Source organism: Microbulbifer thermotolerans, assembly GCF_900112305.1.
Lineage (GTDB): Bacteria > Pseudomonadota > Gammaproteobacteria > Pseudomonadales > Cellvibrionaceae > Microbulbifer > Microbulbifer thermotolerans.
The window spans coordinates 210,925-231,630 of sequence record NZ_FOKT01000008.1; the positions used below are offsets into that span (position 1 = coordinate 210,925).

The window sequence follows — 20,706 nt, forward strand, 5'->3', positions numbered from 1 at the left end:
CTGCCGTTTCAGTTACAGGACTATCTGGAGCTGGTCGACTGGAGTGGCCGTTGCCTTCGTGAAGACAAGCGCGGCGCGATCGATGAACAACTGCCGCCGATTCTCGAACGGCTACAGATCGACCCACGACACTGGCTCTACTTGAACCGAAACTTTGAAAGCCGCTTCAAGTGCTTGGTTGGCGCCGCACACTCGGTGCGCAATGCCTGCCAGCAGCTCGGCAAACGCTGGGCGCAGGGTATTCACGACTGCGAGCGCTATCTATCTCCGCCGATCACTTCCTAAAGTTTTTCCTTTCCTTGAAAAATAACATCGCGGGCTTATGCGAAGAATTGCTGCGCCATAACAAAGCTGTTTGGCGCAATTCCATACAGGACTCCGGGTCTACTTGTCCGTATAGCAAGCTCTGGCAATAGTGGGCTGAATATGCAGCAGATTTCCCACCAATTTTTCAATTGATGGGTGTCCATTTTTGTTGTTCTATATAGGTGATATTTTCCGGCGACGAATACTCTTTGTACTTCTTTATAAGCTCATAGAGATGATCATCAGTAGATGGCATGCCATTAAGTGTAATCTTTGTCCAAGGCTCAGCATATGGCTCATAAACAATATGGCGCATGTAGGGTCCAGTAGGAAGAGTAGCCTCAAGATCCAGTTCGCCTTTTACTGAAGTCGATTTTTGGATGAGGTAAATCCCTATGGCACCACATAGTAAAATGCCTACAGCAAACAGGACTATTAGATTTTTAACTTGCATGCTCTCGTGTGCTTAAGCCTGGGCTAAGCCGCCGGTACGGAGCGCAGCGTAGTACCGGTCGGCTTCAGCCCCTGGTTAACTTTGGTCTGGCTCAGTAGCCGAAGGTTGGTTCAGATTCGTCACATGCATGGGCACAATCCGCTTTCCTTGCAAGAGTTCAATTACACCTTGCCTTATCGCTTCCTGCTGTTCTTCAATTTTGCCGTGAGCGATCGGCGAGTAAGTTCCGTTCTTTATTTGAGTCTTATCGAAATCGTATTTGAGTGAACGCCCCATGTGATAAAGAAGCTCTACGAGTAGATCAAGACGTTTCACGGCCCACTGCTCTTGAGACATGCCCCGATCACCCAACAAATCTAAGTATTCTTTCCACGCATCCAGCACCTTCTTCTCATGCTTTTTCTTTGGATTGAATTCCAAATCAATCCTATTGAGTGCTTCCACATGAGTCGGTGCAACTGTGTATGCACGAGTTGCCATCAAAGTTTTGAAGATCCAAAGCTTCCGTTCACGAACTTCTTTGCGATCGTCTAAATATCTGGTCAGTCGAACCGCAACGATTGGCCCCAAAAATACAGCCAGAATCATTATTGTGTCGGTAACGGTCATACGCTTCCCTTCAAAAAGTTAACGCCCGCAGCATGCGCGGCTTTGGAATGGAGGCGAAGCCGCAATGAAAAAGACGTCGCAGTGCCTGCGATGGTTAGAAATTGCCATTACCTAGCTTGCTGTTTGCGTATCTCACAAAGGATTCGTGAGCCTTAATAAAATCAGGCACTAAACTGTTAATTTCCCGAGCTTCTTCTTTAATATGCTCCGGGGTTGGTCCAACTGGCATATTATCTGGCTTGACTGATCGCATATGCCCACCGGGGCCGATCGGAACGGTATTCCTTGCTATGGCGGAAGCTAACCTCGATGCGCTCTTATACACTTTCTTATGCAATTTATTGAGCTTCTTGTGAACAAATTCGTGCTCAACTGTATGCCAGCCATCGACGTAGCGCGACAGCGGTCGCCAGTTGTCCTCTCTAAAAGCCCCAAGAAAATCATGTTGGCTATAGAAATCCGCGACTCCATTGCGGACGAATAGCGACTTGTATTCTTCATACAATGCAGCGTCGTGTGGACTGATACTTTTACCGCCAGTTGCCCAAGCAGCAATCTTATCCCAAAAGAACCAGAGCGCTGTTATGCCGCCCAACAATGTTGCAATAGTTAGCAATTCTTCCATATGTACCCGTGATTTCTAACGCCCGGCTCACGCGCCGATTTGGAGCCGTAAAGCGGCGGAATATCGGTCGCTGTGCAGCCGATTGTTATGAGTTCTCAAGGTGAAGCCACTCCGTTGCAAGCTCCTCACGCTTCCATTTCTTGACCTCTATATCGCGATATAAAAGCGGCAATACTGTATTCGTGGCCATATGAAGAAATGCATCTCTAGCACAGAGGCGACCATCATCGACCACAGGCTTGCGGCAAATTTTCGCTATATCCTTGTGTTGGAAATCTGCATCAACATGATGGGCAAATACATTTCTCACTCCTCGTACCGCATCAATTCGGTCAAACTCATTCTTCGTAATGAGGCCCATTACGTAAGCCGCCTTTGTCTTCCCGGACAATGACCCAAACGGCGCATACGGTCCTTCAAAAAGCTGCTTTACCTCTTTGGAGGTGATAAGAAAGGTCTCGATTATTCGTCGCAACAACTCGTCGATGTGAGCAGCAACAATCATCGTGATACCTCTATCACTCTCTCCTCTTGTGCATTTCAGAACGGCCAACAACTCGTCGAACTTTTCTAATGCAGTGTCTTCGTCCATAGGACTTTCCCGTGTATTCCGTGATTCTCATAACAGTTTTATTCAAAAGCCATTGGCTCTATATCACCTTGGCTCTTATTCACAGGCGCACAATTCCACATTCTAGAAAATCCCCACTGAAATCAATTAGATAACTTACGAGTCAATCTAACTTCCGGAGTTAAACGAGCCTGGCACCCTGTTATCTTTTTTGTTTACTTGGCTACAAGTTTTATCACTACGTCCTTTGAAGTCAATAACTTAACCGCTGTTCAGCGGTGAACAAGAGCCACTGGCCACTGAACACGGTCTTGGCATAGTCGTTCCTGCGGAAATACTGTATACAAAAACAGTTACAAAGTGATTTTGGACACCCATCAATACCCCCTAGACTTCCAGCAACTCCTTTAGAGACAAGGTTAGCGCTTTGATTTCCAACGCCTGCCAATCATCCAATATGGCCAGTTCTACCTCTGAAAACAGCCGGGACGCCTTGCGGCGCGCAGCGGTCTGACGCTGCTCGACAAGCTTCTCTATGGTTCTCTCACTGACCGGCCCACCTCCTGATGAGCACAGCTCAAACCAGCTCTCTGTCACGTCGCCAATGGACAGCGACTCGGCGGTTATAAAGTCGCACAATTCCACGGACACTTGGCCGGCTCTTTCGAACACTTCGCGCAATGCTGTTAGCAGTTCGTCTATTTCACGCACACCCACCTCCTTGAGGGCTGACCAATTGGTCAGAAATCAACTATCACTGCAACACCCCAACCGCCACATAGAAAGCCCCAAAATACAGCGGGAAATTTATCAAAATATACAATTTTGATCAATCAAAATATGCTATTTTGAAAAAACAAAGATGGTTGCCCTGCGCTGAAGATACTCACAATATGGAGGTCACTCTCATGATTAGTTGAAAGTTTTACATGCAAGCGCTGACAACTCGTGAAACAACGCTTTTGATAGAAGGGGGAGCCACGGTTTCCAATCTGAAACTGGTCCGTGTGCGACACGAAGGCAAGCGCTATTACCAAATTGAATTTGTGTTACACGCCCGCGGCACTGAAAAACCTTCCCAGCTAATCACTACCCGGAACGAGCCACATCGCTGGGCGGATTTGAATCGGGCGGTGGCATTTGTTGAGCAGCTCTTCCCGGATAACGATGAAATTCGATTGATCATAAAAAGCCGCTAGTGGATAACCTGCAGAACTTTTTCTTTAAAGTAATAAAAGAGAAGTAATATGGACATCGAATATAAAAACGGACATCGAATAACACCCCTCCCACATGAAATGACGCCGTTGGAATTAGCAATTACTCGGTTTGAAAAAAAGCAAAAGAATACTACCAAAAAAAATCTCTTCCGGCGCCTGAAACCGAGACAGACAGAATCAAGAGAGAGAAGGAACTCGCTTCAGCATTGGATCACCTAAGAAACGAGCGCAGAAAGATTGCTGTTTTTGCACAGATCCAATCAGGGCTAGAAAATTATCAGGCTTGGGGAAGAAAACAAGCAGAAGAAGATCCTTTAGAATTGCTTAATGAGAAGCATCACCCTACAAAGGTACTTGCTCAAAATATGATAGCCGATGGACGCCCCAAACCTTCAAATAGGCATTCTCCACATCATATTGTTCAGGGCAAAGGGCGGCACCCCAGGACAACAGATACACGCCTTAACTTACATCTATATGGCATCAGAATTAACGACCCTGACAACGGTGTATGGCTACCCCGTACAAAATTTGACAAGGGACACTGGTCAATGCCTGATGCACCAGCGCATTCAGAGATCCATACCTTTAATTACGAAACCTGGATAAACTTTCTTATCGGACCAATAGAGGGAGAGCTTGCCATCAGAAGTGCCCTTATAAGAATCCGTTCGTTATTGAGGGATGGGAGACAACCCTCAAAGATTACAGAAAAGAAAGATGTCAACTGGAGACCCACCTCATGAAGGTTTACAAAATTTTACCGGATTACAGGAATTTCTGGGCATTCAGTCTTCCAATGAAAACTTTGATTCTCAACCTAGGAAAAGAGATTCCAGCAAAAAATCTAATGCATTTCTACAAACACAACATTTCTTTAGGAGAAAAGTGGCAAAGTATAAATGCTTCTTTCGCTCCCGTAGAGGGCGTCACACAAGGAAATAACATACCCGATATCAGTACGTGGGTACCGGGGGCACTAGTGTTGTCGGAAAAGTCCAAGGCCGAATTTTCGGAACTTAATGGCAGCGGAGAGTTCCTGCCTGTGAAAACAAGCAATGGCCCATACTGGATCTTTAACTGTATGACTGTTGTTGCTGCCGATGAAACCCAAAGTAATCGCGTTGTTGAATTCGATCAAGTTACCGATATCAAAAAATTGACATTTAACCCAGAAACTGTCGATGGGAAACATCTATTCAAAACAGATTACGATGGGTTTAGAAGTTTATTTTGCACTGATGACTTTCGGAGAAAGATCCTTGAGATGGAGCTCCAAGGCCTAATTTTTTCTGACAATCTATCTGGTGTATTTGAACAATAAAAATAAATTTTTGTGACTGCTCATGCCTCTGTACTCTAACCGGAGGATAACATGAGCAGAACTATTCATCTCCCCTTTTTTGCCCCCCAACACTTGGTCCTCCGCCATATCCCTATACGCCTCCTATCCCTAGCTAGAACCCTACCGCTCCCCAACGGCCTCCTATCCCACCCCACAAACACCACTGCCAGTACCACCCGCGCCGCCACGAGTATCCTGCGGCATCAGCCCGCCCCCCCCCTTAACCCGTTGTTAACCGCGCCACCGCTAAGTTACAGCGTTACAGCCTGAATCCTTTTGTCCGGGCCGGTTTTCGGCCCGCTAAATCAAGCGGTAGCGATGTACAAAAGAAACAATTTGCGAAGGCCCCTGTGCAGCCTGCTTGTCACTCTGCTGATCAGCGCCTGCAGTCACCTGCCGGAAAGCTCGGAATCTCTGACACAGGCAGAGGCAGATCGGCAGAGCCTGTCTCACTGGTCGGAGCTGGATAGTGCAAGCGACGCCAGTTACCTGAATGAGCTGATCAGCGCTCCGGAGCTGGACGCGCTGATCCAGGAAGCGCTGGCGGCCAATCCAGACCTGCAGCAGACCCTGCTCTCTCTGAAGATCCTGCAGGCGCAGTATCGCCAGACTCGCGCCCTGCAGTTGCCAAGTGTGGATGCCGCTGTGTCGGCGGACCGGGAGGAAAACTCCGATACCGCTTACACCGGTGCACTGGCGATCAGTTGGGAGATGGATCTCTGGGCAAAACTTGCCGATGAGAGCGGTGCGGCAGCCCGGGATGTGGCAGAGCAGCTGGCGCTCTACCAGTCGGCCCGGGACACGCTGGTGGCCGAGGTGATGCAGGGCTGGCTGAAACTGATCAATCTGCGGCATACCGCGGCGATTGAATCGGAGCGGGTTGCCGTACTGGAGAAAAACGAGCAGTTTATTATTCAGCGCTACCGGGCGGGTCTGAGCACGCTGGAAGACCTGGACACCGCCCGCAGCTCCACAGAAAGTGCCCGCGCTTCTCTGGTTGCGGCACAGGAGTCCCTGCGCCAGCAACAGCGGGCCATGAATGTACTGCTGGGCCGCCCGCAGGGAAATACGGTGGTCGCCTCGGATTATCCCGAGGTATTGCTGCCGCTGGCGGACCTGCCCGAACAGACGCTGCAGCGCAGGCCAGACCTGAAAGCGGCCTGGCTCGCGATTGAGGCAGCGGAGCTGCGCACCCGGGTGGCCTACAAGGACATGCTCCCTTCCCTGAGCCTGGAAGTGGCTCTGACTGAAACGGCAACTTCATTTTCCGATGCACTGCTGAAAGATCCCCTGTGGTCCCTGCTGGGACAATTGAGCGCCCCCCTGTTTCAAGGCGGTGAACTGAAAGCCGCTGCGGATGCCGCCGAGCTGACCACCGCTCAACGCTACCAGGCCTATCGCGAAACCCTGCTGACAGCGGTGCAAGAGGTGGAAGACGCCATCGGCCAGGAAACCAGTCTGGCACAGCAGGAGGCGCACACACGCCTGGCCCTGGACAGCGCCCAGCGCACCTTTAACCAGTATCAGGATAAGTACCGCCAGGGGCTGGTCTCCATTCTGGATCTCCTGAACGTTCAGCAGCAGCTCTTCGATCTGGAAGAGCAGCTCGACAATCTGACCTATCAACGTCTGAACAACCGTATTGCCCTGGGGCTGGCCCTGGGTCTCGGCATTGAAGAGAAGGACCCGCAATGATCAAGCGCTATTCGAAGTGGTTCGCCCTGCTGGGGGCATGTCTCTTTTTACTCTTGGTCCTGGTCTACAACGGCCACAAAATGGCGCAGCAGGGCAACCGCCCCATGCCCCCCAAACGGGACGCTGTCCTGGCTGCGGATGTGGTTGTAGTGCGGGTCAATACCGAACGCTATACCCCGCCTATAGAAGCCTTTGGCGCAGCGGAGAGTCATTATCAGCTGACGCTGGTCAGCGAGGTTGAGGGTCTGGTTAAAGCGGTGTCCGAAAACCTCGAGTCGGGGCGGATGGTTAAAAAAGGAGAGCTGCTCGTCCAGCTGGAAAACAGCGACTACCGGGAAACGCTGGCAACGGCTGAAGCGGCACTTGCCAGTGCCCGCTTGGATCTGCTGGAAGTGGAAAGGGAGGCCGATCAGGCGCGGGCAGAATGGAAAGCTTCCGGGCTGGAGGGAGAGCCGGATTCACCGCTGGTGCTGTACGAACCACAACTGGCGGAGGCCAGGGCCAGCGTCGCCGAAAATGAAGCCGCCGTGGCCAGGGCACAGCGGGATCTGGCGCAAACAGAAATCCGCGCGCCTTTTGATGCACTGATCGTCAACCGCAGCATTGCGCCCGGTTCCTATCTGCAAAGCGGCGGAGAGGTCGCCGAGCTGTATAGTACCGATCGGGTGGAGATTGCCCTGCCCCTATCGCAGCGGGACTGGAATGCGCTACCAGATAGTAAAACCCTGGAACAGGGAGGCTGGCCGGTTGCACTGAGTTCGGTGGAGTCCGGCGCGCAGTGGCTGGGATATGTCCGCCGGGTTGAGCGCCATCAAGATGACACCAGCCGTCAACGCTCTCTGATTGTGGCCGTGGATCAACCGCTGGCACAGGAACCGGAATTAACGCCCGGCACCTTTATCCGCGCCGAAGTTCCGGGGCGGGAACAATCCGACCTCTGGCGCCTGCCGCCATCATCCCTGAGTCAGCGCGGTGAAATCTGGTACGTGACCGATGGCCTGCTGGCAAAATTCGCCGCCGAGGCCGTGGCCAGCGATACGGAAACAATCTACATCCGGCCACCGGAATCCCTGCGGCAGCAGGAGGTCAGCGTTCTGGTTCATCCGCTGAGCAGTTATGTCCCAGGTATGGCGGTCAACGCAGTGGAGGCCGGCGATGAGTGATCTGGACTGGAACAAGGGGATTATTCCCTGGTTTGCCCGCAATCCGGTAGCCGCCAACCTGCTGCTGGCACTGGTGATCGCGCTCGGTCTGTTCCAGATGGGCAGCCTGCGCAAGGAGGCTTTTCCCAGTATGGAGCCGGACAGTATCACTATATCGGTCACCTACGACAGCGGCTCTGCGACCCAGTCGGAAGAAGGCTTGGGGCTCAAGATTGAAGAGGCGCTCGAGGACGTTACCGGCATCAAGCATATCACCACGGCTGCCACCACCAGCGGCGTTACCGTTATTGTGGAAAAGCAGAGCGATTACGATCTGGATGTGTTGCTGCGGGATGTGAAAACCAAGGTGGATGCCATCTCCAATTTCCCCGCCAACGCCGAAAATCCGGTGATTGAGAAGGCCGAGCGGGAGGAGCACTCCCTGTGGTTGCAGCTGCACGGCGATACCGACCGCCACACACTGCAGCAACTGGCAGAGCGGTTGAAGTCGGACCTGCTGGATCATCCGGACATCAACCGCGTGAGCGAATCCGGCTGGCGCGACCCGATGATCGCCATCGAGGTGGATGAAGGCCAACTGCAGGCGTATGGGCTGTCTCTGTCGGACGTGGAAGACGCCATCAATGAAGGCTCTTCGGACACCATGACCGCAGTGCTGAAAAACCAAAATGTCTATCTACAGCTCAAGGCCTCCCAGCAGGCATACCTGAAAGAGGATTTCGCCGCTATTCCCCTGCTGACCACGTCGGATGGCGTCCACCTGACCCTGGGGGATGTGGCGAAAATTAAAGATACCTATGATGACGACAGCCCTGTCTTGTCCCGCTTCAACGGCGAAAACAGCGTGGCTCTGCAGGTGGTCACCACTGGTCTGGATGACATCACCAAGACCGTAAAAGCTGCCCGTGAAGTAGTGGAACAGTGGCATGCCGAAGGCCGCCTGCCCCAGGGGGTGGAACTGAGCAGCTGGTACGACCGCAGCGAAGCCATTACCGAAAGACTGCAGCTGCTGGTCAGCAATGCCCTGACGGGTATCCTGCTGGTCTTTGTACTGCTGGCACTGTTTCTGAATCTGACGGTCGCCTTCTGGGTGGCTATGGGGCTGCCGTTTATTTTCTTCGGCACGCTTTATTTTATGGGTGACAGTTTCGCCGGCCTGTCCCTGAATGAATTTACGACCTTCGGATTTATCCTGGCACTGGGGATCGTTGTAGATGACGCCGTGGTGGTAGGCGAAAGTGTCTACACGGTGCGCAGCCAGGAGGGCGACACCCTGCGCAACACCATCAAAGGCACTCTGCGGGTGGCGGTCCCTACCCTGTTCGGTGTTTTCACCACAGTGGTGGCCTTTTATTCCCTGTCCAATATCAGCGGCCACCTGGGACAGCTCTACGCACAATTTGCCGCTATTGTCACCATCTGCCTGCTGCTGTCAGTGGTGGAATCCAAACTGATCCTGCCCGCCCACCTGGCCCATTTGAACACCCGCAAAACGGTCAGCGGCAACCCCCTGCTGCGCCAGTGGCAGCGCATCCAGCACGGGGCCGATGCCGGACTGCAATGGTTCAATGAGCGCCTCTACAAGCCCACCATCGAATGGGCGCTGACCTTTCGCTACGCGGTGGCCGTCGCCTTTATCGGCCTTCTGATCCTGGTGATGGCCATGCCGCTCACCGGCGCGGTGCGCCTGAGTTTCTTCCCAGATATTCCCGGAGACACAGTGCGCGCGTCCATCGCCATGCAGACAGACGCCAGCTATGGCCAAACCCATAGCGCCCTGCTGCAACTGGAAGCCAAAGCGCTGGAAATCGACCGCCGCTTAGTCCGCCAGGCCGGTGCCGAGGGTTCGGGCATTGCGGATATCCAGGTGCTGGCAGAAGCCGATCAATCGGGACAAGTCACCATAGAATTGGCCGACCAGTCGCCCTATGACATTCAGACATTTACCCGCCAGTGGAAACAAGAAGCCGGTATTCCGGAAGGGGTGCGGACGCTCAGCATTGCCAACCGGCGGGAAATGGTGGATGCGCTGCGGATAGAATTGCGCGCTAACGATGACGAACTACTCACCGCCGCCGGCGCCGATCTCAAAGCGGAGCTGGAGCAGATTCCCGCAGTCAGTGGTATTGAAGACAACCTGCAAGCCAGCCAGCCGCAGCTGTTTCTGAAACTGAACGCCCAGGGTAAGTCCATGGGGCTGACCACAGACAGCCTGGCGGTACAGGTTTTACAGGCCTTCAAGGGGCAGGTTGTGCAGCGCTTCCAGCGCAACAGTGACGAGATTGAAGTGCGGGTCCGCTACCCGGAAGAGGCCCGCCAAAACCCGGTGGACGTACTGCGGGCACGCATCCGCACCGATGACGGAACAGTCCTCCCTCTGTCCTCGGTGGCAACCATCGAATACGGCTACGCCCGTGACACCATCACCCGGATCGACGGCAAGCGGGCACTCTATCTCTCTGCCGATGTGGACAAGGAGGCCATCTCCGCAACAGAACTGGTAGCCAGCCTGAGCAGTAATCTGGTACCCAAACTGGAGCGCCAATACCCAGGGCTGGATATCCAGTTTACCGGAGAAGCCGAGCAACAGGCGGAAACCCAAACCTCCATGGTTTCCGTTTTTATCACTGCCCTACTGGTGATCTACATACTGCTGGCCGTGCCGCTCAAATCCTATATCCAGCCAATACTGATCATGACCGCTATTCCCTTTGGGGTGGTTGGTGCCATTCTCGGCCACTGGGTCAACGGCCTGCCCATGAGTATTCTGTCGTTCAACGGCATCATTGCACTCAGCGGTGTTGTGGTGAATGACAGCCTGCTATTGGTCTCTCGTTACAACGACCTCAAGCCAGATGCCGATCACCAGCTGGAAGCCATCAGCGAGGCCTGCCGCAGCCGCCTGCGCGCGGTTCTGCTGACCTCCTTCACCACTTTTGCCGGCTTGGTGCCGCTATTGTCCGAGACCTCCACCCAGGCGCAGTTTCTGATTCCAGCCGCCGTGGCGCTGGGTTACGGTATCATGTTCGCGACTGTAATCACTCTGATCCTGATCCCAGTACTGGTGGCCATACAGCACGACGTGAGCGAGGTGCTGGGCAAACTGAAACGGGCATTCACCATGCAACTCAAAGCGGGCGACGCCAACCCATGCTGAAACTGCTGCTTGTCGAAGACGATTTGGACCTGGCCCAGACCCTGATCCAATACCTGGAGCTGGAGGGAATACTGTGCGATCACGCCAGCAACGGCGTGGCGGGACTCAACCTGAGCCAGACCAATCACTACGACGTGTTACTGCTCGATATCAACCTGCCGCGCATGGATGGCCTCACCCTGTGTCAAAAACTCAGGGAGCAAGGGGACGACACCCCAGTACTAATGCTCACCGCCCGGGATCAGCTGGATGACAAGTTGCAAGGTTTCGGTGCCGGCAGCGATGACTATCTGGTAAAACCCTTTGAGCTGCAAGAATTGGTGGTCCGTGTCCAGGCACTGTCCCGACGCCGCAGCGGTGAAACCCAGAAGCTCGGCTGTGGCGGATTGGAAATGAACCTGCGCGAACGCACCGTACAGCGTGACGGCCAACTTCTGAAACTCTCCCCCACTGGCTGGCAGCTGCTGGAAAAATTGCTGCGCGCCGCTCCCGCGCCGGTTTCCCGCGAAGCCTTGATGGACGCGGTCTGGGGCGAAGATCACCCGGACAGCAATAGCCTCAAGGTGCATATCTTTAATCTGCGCAAAGCCATCGATGGTCCCTTCCCTGTGCCCTTGTTACACACCATCAACGGCGTCGGCTTTGCCCTGCGCCCGCCGTCAACCACCGGGAAAGACCGCAGTGAAACCCAGACTCAGCCTTAAAGGCCTATTGCTGGCCTCTTTTGTCTCCCTCGGGCTGATTCTGATGGCCGCTTACTCGATCGTATCCACGGAATATTTCGTACGTGGCCTGGACGCTTCCATGGCCAACAATATGGAAAAGGCCGCCCGCTCCTTCGTGCGCCTGTTCGACCGCGAGGCGCAGCACCAGGGACGGGAATTCAGCGGTTTTTACTTGGCATCCGACTGGGCCCATATGCCCGAATATGTGCATAAATCCTTCCCCGCACCGCCGGAAAAACCTCTGAGCCTATACAAAGAAGACAACGGGTCCTGGTTCAGACGACCCGATCACATGGTATTCCTGATGCGTTATGACAGCCCAGCCGGACCGCTTTATATCGCCCGGGAAATGACACATCCGGCCAAGTCCAATGTGGTTGATATCACCGCCCGGCAAAATCGCAAACTGATGGTGATGATCACACTGTTGGCGCTCGGCTTCGTCGCCCTGATCAGCTGGCTGCTGCTGCGTCATATCTCCCGCCCCGCCGCCGCCCTGCGGGCATGGACCCACTCCCTGGACAGCGACAAACTGGCCCAGCCCATTCCGGATTTCGGCTACCCGGAACTCAACGAGCTGGCGGCGCTGATCCGCTCCAGCCTGTCTTCCGTACAGGCGGCCCTGGAACGGGAACAGCGCTTCCTGCGACACGCCAGCCACGAACTGCGCACGCCGATCAGCACCATCCGCTCCAACATCGAACTACAGCGAAAACTCGATGCGCAAAAGGCGCATCCCCCTGCACATCAAGCCACCCTGGACCGCATCGATCGCGCCAGCCTCACCATGCAGCACCTGACCGAAACGCTGCTGTGGCTCAACCACCAACCGGACGAACCACTGCAACCCCAGCCGGTCTCTCTCGATGCGTTGATCCGGGAACTGGCAGAAGAAATGAATTACCTGCTGACCGGCAAACCGGTTGACACCCGTATCCATACCCAGCCCCATAGCTGCAATGCACCGCCGGTACCGGCCCGGATTATTCTCGGCAACTTGATCCGCAATGCCTATCAGCATTGCTGGCAGGGCACCGTAGAAATTGAACAGAACGGCGGGCATATCGTGATCCGCAACCCGATGACCGAAGACGCACAAGACGAACCCAGCCCACAAAAGCAAACCGGCTACGGCCTGGGCCTGGAACTGACAGAACAACTGACTCGGCGCCTAGGATGGCGCTATTGCCATAGTGTCGGCGATGGCTACTACCAAGTGGAGCTCAGAACCGCCACAGGTTCAGCCAGTGTGTCATAGTTGAAACAGCAACTCTTTTTAGGCATAAGAGGGTTTGGATAAAAGCGTTCAAATAGATTTTCCCCCTCTTGCTCAAGCAGGCTGCTATTTACCTTTTATATGGCAAACTTTGTGGAATAATTATAGATATAGCCCACAATCAATAAGCACAGAACATTTGTAAACTTGTTTATCAAGGATGATATGAATACTTCACACGGAAACTGTGGCGAGCCTCGGGCTCTCCGGTAATGAGATACACATTTAGAAAACGTGCGAGAGCATTCCTGTATCCAGCGATTTCGAAATGCCATCCCATCACATTAACTTCTCAACCGCACCCCAAAGTACCTATACCGCCAAGAAATAGGTTAACCATAGGCCCAAAAGAACATAAAAAAGCCCGGCAAGTACCGGGCTTTTTTACATTATTTTACGCTATTGTCCTCACCGTTATCGCTCACCTTACCCTCACTAGTCCCAGTGATATCTGAACTGTATTCAGTGAGAACCATTGGGTAATCAGTGTAGTTGTGAATTTCGATATCTCTGGCGGTATGACGATATAAATCATCAGCACTATAATCCCAACGGTCCCATGCGTACCCCACGGCAATAGAGTTAGAACCTTGTACACTACCGCCACCATCGCGCAGGATTATCTTATGACCAGAACCAGCAATATTGGTTAGGTTAAAATTACCTGTAGTATGTTCCGGCTCTAATACAGTGATATCTAAACTGATATTTTTTTCATTGCCGTAAGGCATCTGAATCAATGGTGCGTAGGCCCAGTCTCCGCGACTGTTGGTTACCACACCGTAAGATGGAAGCGAGTAGCCATTCTCTGCACATCGGGTAGCCTCTACGTTATGTAATTCAGCGTATGAAGCCGCAACCAGTGCAAAACAGTTACGCATTTTATCAACTATGGTGTTTTCAACGTAAACCGAACCAGTGTTAACAACGGAACCGTCATACTTAGTGCCACTGGAATAAGCGCGAATACCGTCTTCAGTCAGGTTGTACATACGATCTTTAACTATAGGAATACCAACATACCAATCAGGTGATTGCTGCTCGTAGTTCCACTGGGCAGGCAGTGAATTAGCACCATCTTTATACATATCTGCACCCAAACGCAGCACACCTTCGACTCGGCTATTGCGAATGACAGTATTATCTGCACCCTGCATAAAGATTCCGTGGCCAAAAGCCAATACCGTTAGGTCCACACCATCAATAACAGTGTTATCACCAATCACATTGATACCGGCATGTTTACGTAAATAAACAACGGAACCACTGCCCTTACCAAACATATCTCCGTAACCGTAGGGATACGATCCACGGATAATGATCTTATTACCGCGCAATTCGTTGTTATCGCCCCAAATCTTGAATTCTGTCATCTGGCGTGCCGGCCAGTAATCACTGTGAGAATCGTCGTTATGCTCACCAAAGTCGGTGACATCATGCTGACCGTTTGGATAGATATTTTCGAAGGTGCCATTCACGATTATATTGCCATTACCAACAATACTATAAGTAACATGAGAATGGACTGGTGTACGACTCATACTAGCCAATAAGGCTGTCGGCACCTGAACGGTGACACCTGTCATATCCAGATAGTTATCATCGCCTTCGAATTTGAAAACAATATTTTCACCTGAAATCAACTCATCAGCAACATAAGTACCACGACGCATACGCAAGTGCTGACCACTGTTATTCATAGCAGACTTTAGTTCATCCAAGTTGTTTATAACTGTATATTCCCGATTGGCAGGCCGAATCCAACACGATTTGGTTTTCCCTTTGAAGACATCTTCCAAATACGAGTTGTTACAAGGCACACCGTCAACTTCAATAGAAAAACTCCAGTTATCTTCCGCACCATATGCCAGCTCCTTGACACCGGAGAATTCACAAGTTTCACGCTCAGCGGAACAGTACGTCCATGAACTGTCAGGGGCATCAGGAATAGCACTAGATGTTGAATCACCGGATTCAGGACCTTTTACGACAATCTCGGTTATATTGGTCCATTCTGTACCGTCTGTATTTTCAAAGGTTTTAATACGAATCTGTCGTGCTTCGATATTATCAACATCGTAGTACTCTATTTCCGCCGTTTTTCCCGAACTTACGCTATCGTAGACCTTAGTCCAAGTATCACTGCCGCTAGTGCCAGGACGAGCATAAATTTCGAAGGTGTGTGCCCGAGCATCTCCCCTACCCCAAGCCACACCCACTTCAGAAATCGTTGTTGCTTCCTCTAGCTGAACAGTAATATTTACCGGAGATCCACTTGCAGCCCAACGTGAAGCAAATGAGGTATCACCATCAATTACATTACTAGCCGGATATTTCGCGTGACTGCTACCATCATCAAAGGCCTTTTCAATACTGAGGTTATCTCCAGAACCTGAGGCCAATGTATTATCGTAAAGCACAACTTCCTGAATATTAGTCCATTCCGACCCCGAAGTATTCTCAAAAATGCGAACACGTATTGTCTTAGCGACAGCGTCATCAATATCATAAACTTCGATATCATTTGTTTTTCCGCTACTTTCACCTTCATAAACTTTGGTCCACCCACTGGCAGAGGCCCAGGCCCAGATCTGGAAAGTATAGGCGCGTGAATCACCTCTTCCCCAGGATATCCCCACGTCCGTTACGGTTTGCTCTGAATCCAAGTGCACCAACAAGCTAACTGGAGAGCCACTCGCAGCCCACCGCGAAGACCAGTCCAAATCGCCATCAATAGCATTGGTAGCAGGGTAACTTGAATGGGTATTTCCCCAAGAGCTGGCGCTTTCTATAGTTAAGGATTTTGCATTAACAAAAGATGGCATTACTAGTGCAAATGCAGCCAGACCGATCAAGTCTTTTAACTTCATTATTGGCTCCTTATATTTTGCCTTTACATTTAAATGAAGAACGAAGGCTCGCTCTTATTCCCATACGATCTACTACTCAATCGCAATTCGACCAAAAAATTAAAGGCAGCCTGGCTCTAAACCTCAATTAACTCTTAGAAACCCAAAAAGTACAGGCAAAGCAAACCCTGATCAGAGCGGCTGCTCCAATAACAAACAAAACCAGAATTTACTCCACCGAAATTTAAATCGTATTTTTATAGCCAGAAGAAAAAGACTCTGAATTATTATTTTTATGAATATAAAACGAATCGTTACAGTACGCTGTTATATTATTTATTGATTGATAAATCTCGTATATAGATGCTATATCTATCGATCATGCCATTCCGTGATTGAGGACAAATATTCTTGTCGATTTATATGACGGGAGTTTAGAGTGATCCAGTTCACCATCGACCTGCTTTGACCACTGAAATCCAGCGCGGCAAGGATGAGTGCACCGGCGCAGTTTCGAACACCGAGGGCAGTGGATCGAAAATCGGCTGTTGGAATTGGCCGAGATATTTGCACTGGATATCTGTGCTTATGCAGTCATGAGCAACCACTACCACGTGGTATTGCATATTAATGCAGCACAAGCTAAAGGCTGGACGTTACGTGAGGTGGTGGACCGCTGGCATCAACTCTGTAAAGGTTCTCCCCTATCCCAACGTTTTGCTCGCAACGAAGCCTTGAACGGCGCAGAACTGGCCCGGCTGAGGGAAGTGGCCGCAGAATGGAGAGCAAGGCTGATGGATATCATCTGGTTTATGCGGATGCTCAATGAATCCATTGCCCGCCAAGCCAATCGAGAGGATGGCTGCACTGGTCGATTTTGGGAGGGCCGATTCAAGTCTCAGGCCCTGCTCGACGAGCGAGCTCTGGCAGCCTGTATGGCCTATGTGGATCTGAACCCGATCCGGGCCAAAATGGCCGATACGCCCGAAACTTCAGGCTATACCTCCATACAACGGCGTATTTCGGCAGCTCAGGATGGCAAACAACCACAGCAGCTTTTTCCCTTTGCAGGTAACCCGCGAGAACCCATACCTGTAGGACTGCCGTTTTGGTTACAGGACTATCTGGAGCTGGTGGACTGGAGCGGCCGTTGCCTTCGTGAAGACAAGCGAGGCGCTATCGACGAACAACTACCACCAATTCTCGAGCGGCTGCAGATTGACCCACGACACTGGCTCTACCTGAACCGCAACTTCGAAAGCCGCTTCAAGTCTCTGGTTGGTGCCGCCCATTCAGTGCGCTCTGTCTGCGAGTAACTCTGAAAGCGCTGGGCCCACGGAATCCGCGACTGTGAGCGCTTCTATCCACCCCCTTAAATTTTGCCTTTCCTTGAAAAATACCGTCGCGGGCTTCCTCGACGTGCTGTTACACCCCAATAACGCTGTTTCGCGCAATTCCATACAGTACGTCAGATCTAATAACCCAAATAGCAGCCCCTAGAAACATCAGAGTAAGTGTGCAATGGTCTTCCCATCAATTATTTAATTTATGGGTGTCCATTTTTACCCTATTTGGCAATCTCAACTTGAGAGTGCCCGGCTGTTTTCAGGCTGTAGATCGGTAGGTAGTGTTCATTTTCGGCCAGCTGGCTGTAGTTCATCAGTGCTTTTCTTGATCGGGAAAGGTGCCGACTCTACCAGCTGACCGTTCCCTTACCAATTGCACTTATTATCCAAAACCGCGTAAAACTGAAATTTATCGTTTTCTTAGCAGTCTTGCAGCATCCTTGTGATTTCCAAGTTCAGCAACCTTAAGCGGTGTTTGGCCAAATTCATTCTTCAATGATAAATCTGCCCCTGATTTAAGCAATACCTTTATTACATTACACTTGCCATTCATTGCAGCTTGATGTAAAGGGGTATTACCAAGATCACCAACGATATTCACATCTGCGCCGTTTGCTATCAGTATCTCTACATCCTCAACCTCTCCCATTCTTGCAGCAATGTGGAGCGGAGTATCATCAACCGCACCTCTCTGATTAACATCAATCAATTCGGTGCCTAAGAATTCTGGGTGGTCTTTATATTTCAACAAAATTTCAGTTACATTTTTTATGGACACTTATTGGTACACTCACGTTTATGTTTATCTTTAGGATTTTGTAGTCGATTGCGCCACGTTTAAATTTTTTGGCTATGCCTTCCCGGAAGCCACTTGGCATCCCAAGCTTCGTATAAACTTATGCACTACTCAGCGTGATCAATTTGTTTCGACAAACTAGAACAATCATTGCTTCCCGGTGGTCGTGGCGTGTCAAAGAAGTTCTTCGCACGTTGATATTCTGCCTGTCTTGAAGAGTCATCCGTTGGCGTGTCACCGGGAGTGCTTAGGATTGCAGCCAATGCAATACCACCAGCAATTGCAGTTCCAATTGCAGTTCCAATTCCAGCACCGACACCGCAACCAACTGGCCCACCCCATGCCCCGGCAAGGCAACCTGCGGCAGGGTTCAACCCATTCGGGTCGGTATACATTAATGGGTTCTGGTATGCATATCCGTACGTATTGATTCCACCTTGAAACCCGATTGGATCAGACTGAATGCATCCTCCAAGACTCGGATCATAGTCCCTGAAGTAGTTGTAGTAAAACGTCGCCTCACCACCCTGTATCTGCCCCGGAAACCGCAAATTTACAACAGTCTGCTCTCCATCGCTATCAGGATCAGTATCCGGCGCTGTCTGCCCAAATGCATCACTATCCCAGCGCCAGACAACAACTTCATTACCATCAGCTCCAATACGCGGCGTGTTCAAATGGTCTGTGGCAGATAAGCCAAGGCTCTACCCGCGACACCGGCGCTACCTGAACCGTAACTTCGAAAGCCGCAAGGCTCTGGCTGGAGCCATCCATTCTGTATGCTCTGCCAGCGAGCAGATCGGAAAATTCAGGGCCCACGGAATCCGCGACAGTGAGCGCCTCTATCCCCCCCTAAAATTTTGCCTTTCCTTGAAAAATACCGTCGCGGGCTTCCTCGACGTGCTGTTACACCCCAATAAATCTGTTTGGCACAATTCCATACAGGACGTCAGATCTAATAACCCAAATAGCAGTCCCTAGAAACATCAGAGTAAGTGTGCAATGCTCTTCCCATCAATTTTTTAATTTATGGGTGTCCATTTTACCACCGATTTTACCTTACCGGTGTCCATTTTACCTTACCATTCATCCCAATCGGGTCGCTCTGCAGATACCTGCCCGTCTCCGGATTATAATCCCTGAAGTAGTTGTAGTAATACGGAGCCTCGCTGCCCTGTATCCGTCCCGAAAAGTGATCTATCGGGGCTTTTGGGCTTTCGTATTCAGCTAAAAATTATTCTTTGGTATCTGTGAGCGTTCAGTTCCACCTGCGAACCTGTGCACCCAAAAGATTACCGCTTCAAAAATTAAATACCAGAAACCGAGTATCGCTAAATAGGTCCATCCGCTTGCAATGCTGGGACCGCAGTAAGTTTCCGTAAGACATTTGAAAATACGAGTGGCAACTTGCAAATCGCCCCACAGTATTGCAACCACCATTAACACTAGCAGAGCGGTCAACAGCTTTCCAAGCTTATGAACTCCATGAGCACCTTTAAAGGCACGCCGCAGCACGAACCATGAACGAACTGGAATTACGCCGACGGCGATAAGACCAATAAAGCCAAGGATATAGACCAGCGCACTAGATAGTGATGCATTCATTGTCCCTTCCTCACTTGGCGCAACAGATTACCAGGCCAGAATGTCCCAGCCTCTACATGTGGAAACGAAGGATGCCCGCTTAGCGCTGTCGAAGACATTATTGAGCATTGAAATGGTGCTGCTGATGGCAATTCCACTGCCTTGTTGATAATACTTTCCTCTTCCTTCTGAGAAGTATCCACACAAGTGGTCTCTACTATTTGCTCTTTATGGAAATTTTTGAATTTCTCGATGTTTTCAGAACTACCTATCACAATTCCACTGCTTCCGCCACCATTCGCCGCGCCATATGACCCAGCTGGATCGAAAAGCGCCGGTCTGCCAGCATCGCCACGAGAAGTGTAAACCGCCGCATGATCACGAATTCCAGCGGGGCCAACAGTTGTTAACAGACAGGTTTTAAGCCCAAGGGAATCCATCCCCATAATCGGATTCCCTTCTACGTAGGTATAAGTATTTATGCCCCCATTCAGCCCAATCGGATCACTTTACAAGTACCGTCCAAGACCGGGATCATAGTCCCTGAAGTGGTTGTAGTAATGCTGTGCCTCACCGCCCTGTATCTGCCCCGGAAACCGCAAATTTACAACAGTCTGTTCTCCATCGCTATCCGGATCAGTATCCGGCGCTGTCTGCCCAAACGCATCACTATCCCAGCGCCAGACAACAACTTCATTACCATCAGTTCCAATACGCGGCGTGTTTAGGTGGTCCGTGTGCAGATACGTCAAGGTTCTACTTTGAACCTCCCCTTCGCTAAAGGTCATTACAATCTGTGCCACCGGCATGTTGTCCAGGTAGAAGTAGTCAATCTAGCTCTGGATATCTGTGCCGTTGGCAGTGATATTGGTCTCAGCAAGATACTGCCCACCCAAGTCATAGCGCTCTGACCCAGCGCGTTGTAGAAGTAAGTGGCTTTGAGTTCGCCCTCTTCGCTATAGGTTTTTAAGCGGTTGGCGTGATT

Annotated in this window: 21 protein-coding genes and 1 pseudogene; 10 read left to right on the forward strand and 12 right to left on the reverse strand. The window is 51.1% G+C overall.

Annotation, left to right across the window (positions count from 1 at the left end):
- A pseudogene (locus tag BM155_RS17615) lies at positions 1–285 on the forward strand (transposase); the annotation flags it as partial.
- Positions 286–451: 166 nt separating this feature from the next.
- On the opposite strand, the gene BM155_RS14125 reads toward BM155_RS17615, so the two are convergent.
- The 5 genes from BM155_RS14125 to BM155_RS14145 form a co-directional block, all read right to left on the reverse strand.
- Complete coding sequence (locus tag BM155_RS14125; RefSeq protein ID WP_074903797.1) at positions 452–760, reverse strand: hypothetical protein; 309 nt, start codon at positions 758–760, stop codon at positions 452–454.
- A gap of 75 nt (positions 761–835) precedes the next feature.
- Positions 836–1,369 (reverse strand): DUF6680 family protein, encoded by a 534-nt coding sequence (locus tag BM155_RS14130; RefSeq protein WP_074903799.1) that lies wholly within the window; start codon positions 1,367–1,369, stop codon positions 836–838.
- Positions 1,370–1,463: 94 nt separating this feature from the next.
- On the reverse strand, positions 1,464–1,994 hold the full coding sequence (locus tag BM155_RS14135; protein ID WP_074903801.1) for a hypothetical protein: 531 nt from the start codon (positions 1,992–1,994) through the stop codon (positions 1,464–1,466).
- A gap of 85 nt (positions 1,995–2,079) precedes the next feature.
- Positions 2,080–2,586 carry a hypothetical protein gene (locus BM155_RS14140; protein WP_074903803.1) on the reverse strand — a complete coding sequence of 169 codons (507 nt, stop codon included), beginning with the start codon at positions 2,584–2,586 and terminating at the stop codon, positions 2,080–2,082.
- A gap of 366 nt (positions 2,587–2,952) precedes the next feature.
- A complete protein-coding gene (locus BM155_RS14145; protein WP_074903805.1) occupies positions 2,953–3,276 on the reverse strand; it encodes a hypothetical protein in 324 nt (107 codons plus the stop codon).
- Between the two features lie 218 nt (positions 3,277–3,494).
- Between BM155_RS14145 and BM155_RS14150 the strand changes: the two genes are divergently transcribed.
- From BM155_RS14150 to BM155_RS14185, 8 genes are all read left to right on the forward strand, one after another.
- A complete protein-coding gene (locus BM155_RS14150) occupies positions 3,495–3,764 on the forward strand; it encodes a hypothetical protein (protein ID WP_139223279.1) in 270 nt (89 codons plus the stop codon).
- A 227-nt stretch (positions 3,765–3,991) separates the two neighbouring features.
- Positions 3,992–4,531, forward strand: a complete 540-nt coding sequence (locus BM155_RS14155) for an AHH domain-containing protein (protein ID WP_074903808.1) — start codon at positions 3,992–3,994, stop codon at positions 4,529–4,531.
- On the forward strand, positions 4,528–5,109 hold the full coding sequence (locus BM155_RS14160) for an imm11 family protein (RefSeq protein ID WP_074903810.1): 582 nt from the start codon (positions 4,528–4,530) through the stop codon (positions 5,107–5,109). The genes BM155_RS14155 and BM155_RS14160 overlap by 4 nt, the downstream gene beginning before the upstream one ends.
- 339 nt (positions 5,110–5,448) lie before the next feature.
- Positions 5,449–6,825 (forward strand): efflux transporter outer membrane subunit, encoded by a 1,377-nt coding sequence (locus tag BM155_RS14165; protein WP_074903812.1) that lies wholly within the window; start codon positions 5,449–5,451, stop codon positions 6,823–6,825.
- Positions 6,822–7,988, forward strand: a complete 1,167-nt coding sequence (locus BM155_RS14170) for an efflux RND transporter periplasmic adaptor subunit (protein WP_074903814.1) — start codon at positions 6,822–6,824, stop codon at positions 7,986–7,988. The genes BM155_RS14165 and BM155_RS14170 overlap by 4 nt, the downstream gene beginning before the upstream one ends.
- Positions 7,981–11,145, forward strand: coding sequence for an efflux RND transporter permease subunit (locus BM155_RS14175; protein ID WP_074903816.1), 3,165 nt, complete (start codon positions 7,981–7,983; stop codon positions 11,143–11,145). Before BM155_RS14170 ends, BM155_RS14175 begins: the two co-directional genes overlap by 8 nt.
- Positions 11,139–11,849 (forward strand): response regulator transcription factor, encoded by a 711-nt coding sequence (locus BM155_RS14180; RefSeq protein WP_074903818.1) that lies wholly within the window; start codon positions 11,139–11,141, stop codon positions 11,847–11,849. The genes BM155_RS14175 and BM155_RS14180 overlap by 7 nt, the downstream gene beginning before the upstream one ends.
- A complete protein-coding gene (locus tag BM155_RS14185; RefSeq protein WP_074903820.1) occupies positions 11,827–13,128 on the forward strand; it encodes a sensor histidine kinase in 1,302 nt (433 codons plus the stop codon). The genes BM155_RS14180 and BM155_RS14185 overlap by 23 nt, the downstream gene beginning before the upstream one ends.
- A gap of 407 nt (positions 13,129–13,535) precedes the next feature.
- Here the strand turns inward: BM155_RS14185 and BM155_RS14190 are convergent, their stop codons facing one another.
- Complete coding sequence (locus BM155_RS14190; protein WP_074903822.1) at positions 13,536–16,016, reverse strand: discoidin domain-containing protein; 2,481 nt, start codon at positions 16,014–16,016, stop codon at positions 13,536–13,538.
- Between the two features lie 476 nt (positions 16,017–16,492).
- Here BM155_RS14190 and BM155_RS14195 point away from each other — a divergent pair, with 476 nt between their 5' ends.
- Positions 16,493–17,311, forward strand: a complete 819-nt coding sequence (locus tag BM155_RS14195; protein WP_074903824.1) for a transposase — start codon at positions 16,493–16,495, stop codon at positions 17,309–17,311.
- A 439-nt stretch (positions 17,312–17,750) separates the two neighbouring features.
- Here the strand turns inward: BM155_RS14195 and BM155_RS14200 are convergent, their stop codons facing one another.
- From BM155_RS14200 to BM155_RS17145, 6 genes are all read right to left on the reverse strand, one after another.
- Complete coding sequence (locus BM155_RS14200) at positions 17,751–18,119, reverse strand: ankyrin repeat domain-containing protein (protein WP_139223280.1); 369 nt, start codon at positions 18,117–18,119, stop codon at positions 17,751–17,753.
- Between the two features lie 125 nt (positions 18,120–18,244).
- Positions 18,245–18,814 carry an RHS repeat-associated core domain-containing protein gene (locus BM155_RS14205; protein WP_074903828.1) on the reverse strand — a complete coding sequence of 190 codons (570 nt, stop codon included), beginning with the start codon at positions 18,812–18,814 and terminating at the stop codon, positions 18,245–18,247.
- 377 nt (positions 18,815–19,191) lie between these two features.
- A complete protein-coding gene (locus BM155_RS17830) occupies positions 19,192–19,338 on the reverse strand; it encodes an RHS repeat-associated core domain-containing protein (protein ID WP_139223283.1) in 147 nt (48 codons plus the stop codon).
- Between the two features lie 26 nt (positions 19,339–19,364).
- Positions 19,365–19,742 (reverse strand): hypothetical protein, encoded by a 378-nt coding sequence (locus BM155_RS14215; protein WP_074903830.1) that lies wholly within the window; start codon positions 19,740–19,742, stop codon positions 19,365–19,367.
- On the reverse strand, positions 19,739–20,167 hold the full coding sequence (locus BM155_RS17140) for a hypothetical protein (RefSeq protein WP_139223281.1): 429 nt from the start codon (positions 20,165–20,167) through the stop codon (positions 19,739–19,741). Before BM155_RS17140 ends, BM155_RS14215 begins: the two co-directional genes overlap by 4 nt.
- 63 nt (positions 20,168–20,230) lie before the next feature.
- Positions 20,231–20,473 (reverse strand): hypothetical protein, encoded by a 243-nt coding sequence (locus tag BM155_RS17145; protein ID WP_139223282.1) that lies wholly within the window; start codon positions 20,471–20,473, stop codon positions 20,231–20,233.
- Positions 20,474–20,706 lie beyond the last annotated feature (233 nt).